Annotated in this window: 3 protein-coding genes; all 3 read left to right on the forward strand. The window is 61.8% G+C overall.

Going from position 1 to position 5,073, the window contains the following annotated elements; all coding sequences use genetic code 11:
* Positions 1 to 650: 650 nt before the first annotated feature.
* The gene (hsdR, locus tag QZY44_RS01315) at positions 651 to 3,017 is read left to right on the forward strand and encodes an EcoAI/FtnUII family type I restriction enzme subunit R (protein WP_295441183.1); all 2,367 of its coding nucleotides are present in this window, start codon (positions 651 to 653) and stop codon (positions 3,015 to 3,017) included.
* Between the two features lie 3 nt (positions 3,018 to 3,020).
* Positions 3,021 to 4,478, forward strand: coding sequence for a class I SAM-dependent DNA methyltransferase (locus tag QZY44_RS01320; protein ID WP_295441186.1), 1,458 nt, complete (start codon positions 3,021 to 3,023; stop codon positions 4,476 to 4,478).
* Positions 4,475 to 5,073 (forward strand): DUF1016 N-terminal domain-containing protein (locus QZY44_RS01325; protein WP_295441189.1); only part of this gene is annotated, 599 nt, incomplete at its 3' end. The genes QZY44_RS01320 and QZY44_RS01325, both read left to right, overlap by 4 nt.

The following is a 5,073-nucleotide window of genomic DNA, read 5'->3' on the forward strand; positions in this document are numbered from 1 at the left end:
ATCCGCCGCCGACTCCATCCAGCGAGCCGATCATTCTAACCAGTTTCGACGCCCTGTCAACCCATCCCTGAACTTCGATCCGGCCCGACTGCGTCGTCTCACCCCGGTGCCTCCTGGCCGCCGAATCCGTCAGCCAGCCGAATATCTTACTGCCTCCCGGAAAAGTGTCAAGCCGGAAATCCCTGTACCTGCAGGGGCGGGTTTGAAACCCGCCCCTGCAGGATCGCCGACATCTAAATGATGTCCGAAACGCCTCGCCCTCACCCGCTCGTCGCGCGGCCTGATGAGGGACTGAATCTCGGCGCGGTCCACGTCGAACACCCCGAGGCCGAAGGCAGCACCGGGGGAGGCCGGCAGGCCCGAGGCCACGGGCGTGGCCTTGACCTCGGGGTCCAGACGAGGGGACAGCATCTACCCCAGCCTATCCGGCGGGACACGCAGCAACGCCTGGGGCTTGCTGATGATCCCTTCCTTGGTTTGCCGTACCCCGGGTGCAGCGGGTATGCTCGATCCAGCCGGATGCACCGGAGGAAGGCCGGGCTGAGGCGTTGCGCCAGACTGCAACCAATCCGATTCGATCCAGCGATCTTGACGATGCCGCTGTTGCAGCCTTCCTCCTTCCATAAGGCAGATCGACATAGGATTGAGCGATGAACAAGAAGAGCCTGACTGAAACAGACATTCGCACCAAGTTCATCACGCCCGCCCTGGTTGGCGCGAACGGCGAAAAATGGAACCTCATGACGCAGGTGCGCGAGGAGGTCTATTTCACCAAGGGCCGCGTCATCGTTCGGGGAAAATCGGTGAAGCGTGGAGTCGCCAGACGCGCCGACTACATCCTCGTTTACAGGCCAAACATCCCCCTGGCCCTCATTGAGGCGAAGGACAACAATCACGGCGTCGGCGACGGCATGCAGCAAGCGCTGGATTGCGCTGAAATGCTTGACATCCCCTTCGTCTACAGTTCCAACGGCGACGCCTTCCTGGAACACGACCGCACGGTGATCACCGGGTCGGTGACCCGCGAGATACCGCTGGATCAATTTCCCTCCCCGGAGGAACTCTGGACGCGCTACTGCAAGGCCAAGGGGTTAGCCGGACCACAGGCAGCCATCGCTACCCAGGACTATTTTGACGACGGCTCCGGTAAAATCCCCCGCTATTACCAGCTCATCGCCGTCAATCGCACAGTCGAGGCCGTTGCCCGCGGCGAAGACCGAATCCTGCTGGTAATGGCAACTGGTACCGGTAAGACCTACACCGCCTTCCAGATCATCTGGCGCCTGTGGCGATCGGGCGCCAAGAAACGCATCCTGTTCCTGGTCGATCGCAACATCCTGGCCGACCAGACCAAGACCAACGACTTCAAGCCGTTCGGTCAGGCCATGACCAAGATTACCAACCGCACGGTGGACAAGGCGTTCGAGGTCTATCTGTGCCTCTATCAGGCGGTCACCGGCACCGAGGAGGAGCAGAACATCTATAAGCAGTTCTCTCCCGACTTCTTCGATCTGGTCTTCGTGGACGAATGTCACCGGGGCAGCGCCGCGGACGATGCCGCCTGGCGCAAAGTGCTCGACTACTTCTCCACGGCGACCCAGATTGGGATGACCGCCACCCCCAAGGAAACCAAAGACGTATCCAACATCGACTACTTCGGCGAGCCCATCTATACCTACTCCTTGCGGCAGGGCATCGCCGACGGCTTTCTCGCGCCGTACAAAGTGGTACGCATCGGGCTGGATCGCGATCTGGACGGCTGGCGACCGGCGTTGGGGCAGGCCGACAAGTTCGGTCATGCCATCGAAGACCGCGAATACAACGACTGCGACTACGACCGCAATCTCATACTCGAACAGCGCACCATTCTGGTCGCCGCGAAAATCACCGAATTTCTCAAGGCAACGGATCGGTTCGCCAAGACCATCGTCTTCTGCCAGAACATCGACCATGCCGAGCGGATGCGCCAGGCCCTGGTCAATGCCAATCCGGACCTGGCCGCCGCCAACAGCAAGTACGTCATGCGCATTACCGGCGATAACGACGAGGGCAAGGCCCAGCTCGACAACTTCATCGATCCGGAGTCCACCTTTCCGGTCATCGCCGTGACCTCCCAGCTCATGTCCACCGGGGTCGATGCCCAAACCTGCCAGCTGATCGTGCTCGACAAGCGCATCATGTCCATGACCGAGTTCAAGCAGATCATCGGCCGCGGCACCCGCATCAACGAGGACTACAACAAGCTGTATTTCACCATCATCGATTTCCGGCGGGCCACGGCGCTCTTCGCCGACCCGGACTTCAACGGCGATCCCGTGCAGGTCTACGAGCCGGGCCCCGATCAACCGCCCGTCCCACCTGAGGATGAGCCGCCGACGGGTGACGGGGAGACCGGCGGCGAGGGTGACCCTGATCCTTTCGGTGGTGAGCAAGACCCGCCTGGCCCCAGCGTCACACGCTACTATGTGGACGACGTCGAGGTCCGCGTCGTTACCGAGCGTGTCCAGTACCTCGACGCGGACGGCAACCTCATCACCGAATCGCTCCGGGATTATTCACGCAAGGCCCTGCGGAAGGCGTATGCCTCGCTGGACGCATTCTTGAACGCCTGGAACGAGGCCGACCGAAAGCAGGCCATTCTGGAGGAACTCGCCACCCAGGGTGTCTTCCTCGACGAATTGGCCGAGCAGGTCGGCCGCGACTACGACGCATTTGATCTGGTCTGTCACGTCGCCTTCGACCAATCGCCGCTGACGCGCCAGGAGCGGGCCGAAAAAGTGCGCAAGCGTAACGTCTTCGGCAGCTTTGGCGACCAAGCCCGCGCGGTCCTCGACGCCCTGCTCCAGAAATACGCCGACTCAGGTATCCGCAGCGTCGAGTCTCTGGAGATCCTCAAGGTCGACCCGCTGCCTGCCTTGGGCACCCCGGTGGAGATCATCAAGCTGTTCGGCGGCAAGACCGCTTATCTCGCCGCTGTGAATCAACTCGAAACCGCCCTGTACCAGAAGGCCGCTTAGTCCATGCCGAATGTTTCCAATCTCGTCAAGACCATCCAGGACATCATGCGCAAGGACGCCGGAACCTACGGCGATGCCCAGCGGCTCGAACAACTCGGCTGGATGTTCCTGCTCAAGATCTTCGACGACCGCGAGAAGGAACTGGAACTCTTGCGTGACGACTACCGCTCCCCGCTCCCCGCAAACCTGCGCTGGTCCAATTGGGCCGGGGACGACGAGGGTATCACCGGTGACGCCCTGCTCGACTTCGTCGACGACAGCCTCCTGCCGCGGCTCAAGTCACTGACCGGCGGCGGCGACCGGATCAGCGGGCTCATCCGCATGAGCTTCGAGGATGCCAACAACTACATGAAGAACGGCACCCTGATGCGGCAGGTGATCAACAAGATCAATGGCATCGACTTCAACGCCTCCGATGACCGCCACCTGTTCGGCGACATCTATGAGAAACTGCTGAAGGATTTGCAATCCGCGGGCAATGCCGGCGAGTTCTACACCCCACGCGCCGTTACCCAATTCATCGTCGAGCAGGTCGATCCGCGCCTGGGCGAGACCATCCTCGACCCCGCCTGCGGCACCGGCGGCTTCCTCACCTGCACTATCGAACACCTGCGCAAGCAGGCCAGGAACGAGGCCGACGAGCACCGCATTCAAGACTGTTTTGCCGGCATCGAGAAGAAGCACCTGCCGCATGTGCTGTGCATGACCAACCTGCTCCTGCACGGCATCGACGTGCCCTCCAACGTCCGGCACGACAACACCCTCGCCCGTCCGCTGCGCGACTGGAGCCCGAAGGAGCGGGTGGATGTCATCGTGACCAACCCGCCTTTCGGCGGCATGGAGGAGGACGGCATCGAGGCGAATTTCCCCGCCGAGTTCCGCACCCGCGAGACCGCCGATCTGTTCCTCGTGTTGCTGATGAAGATCCTGAAGCCCGGCGGACGCGCCGGGCTGGTGCTGCCCGACGGCACACTCTTCGGCGAGGGTGTGAAGACCCGCATCAAGGAGGCCCTGCTCACGGAATGCAACCTGCACACCATCGTGCGCCTGCCCAACGGCGTCTTCAATCCCTACACCGGCATCCGCACCAACTTGCTGTTCTTCACCAAGGGCGCGCCGACCACCCAGGTTTGGTATTACGAGCACCCCTATCCGCCCGGCGCCAAGAGCTACAACAAGGGCAAGCCGATCCGAATCGAGGAGTTCGAGGGCGAGCGCTCGTGGTGGGGTTCGGAACAGGACGGCTTCGCCGCCCGGGTAGAGAATGAGCAAGCCTGGTGCGTCGGCATCGATCGACTCAAGGCCGGCAACTTCAACCTCGACCTCAAGAACCCGCACAATCCAGACACCGGCCCGGGCGATGTCGACCACCTGCTGCCGGAATATGAACGGCTGCTGGCCCAGATCGCAGAGACGCGCGCACAGTTGAAGGCGCAGCTCATGGAGGCCCTGACGCGATGAAGTCACAGGAACTCGCCGTCTACCGCGACCTGCTCGGCGACATCAAGACCCGTGTCCGCCAGGCCCAGCACCGCGCTGCCTTGTCCGCCAATGCCGAGATGATCCTGATGTATTGGGACATCGGCCGCATGATCGCCGCCCGGCAGGAACAGGAGGGCTGGGGCGCCGGGGTTATCCCACGACTCGCACTTGACCTCAAGAATGAACTTCCTGAGCAGAAGGGGTTTTCCGAACGCAACATCAAGCGGATGGTACAATTCTGGTCGGCCTATCCAAGCCTGTTTCAGATTGGGCCACGGCCGGTGGCCCAATTGCTGCCGGCTACGGAGACGCCCGTTGCGACGGGCGAGCCCGGTTTGGCTGCGCCGGACAACCTTGCGGCACATGATCTGGCCACATTGAGTTGGGCACACAACATTGTGTTCCTTCAGATCAAAGACTTATCGACCCGCCTCTGGTATGCACGTCAGACCCTGGAACAAGGCTGGAGCCGCGACACGCTCACGGTCCAGATCAAGCACCGAGCTCATGAGCGCCAGGGTGGTGCCGTTACCAACGTCGCTAACACCCTCCCGGAGCCGCACGCCAGTCTCGC

It is taken from the genome of uncultured Thiodictyon sp. (assembly GCA_903837595.1).
Taxonomy (GTDB): Bacteria; Pseudomonadota; Gammaproteobacteria; order Chromatiales; family Chromatiaceae; genus Thiodictyon.

Excerpts from the sequence above, each read along its gene's own strand:
- hsdR (WP_295441183.1), top strand. The coding sequence starts at position 651 with ATGAACAAGAAGAGCCTGACTGAAACAGACATTCGCACCAAGTTCATC.
- QZY44_RS01320 (WP_295441186.1), top strand. The coding sequence starts at position 3,021 with ATGCCGAATGTTTCCAATCTCGTCAAGACCATCCAGGACATCATGCGC.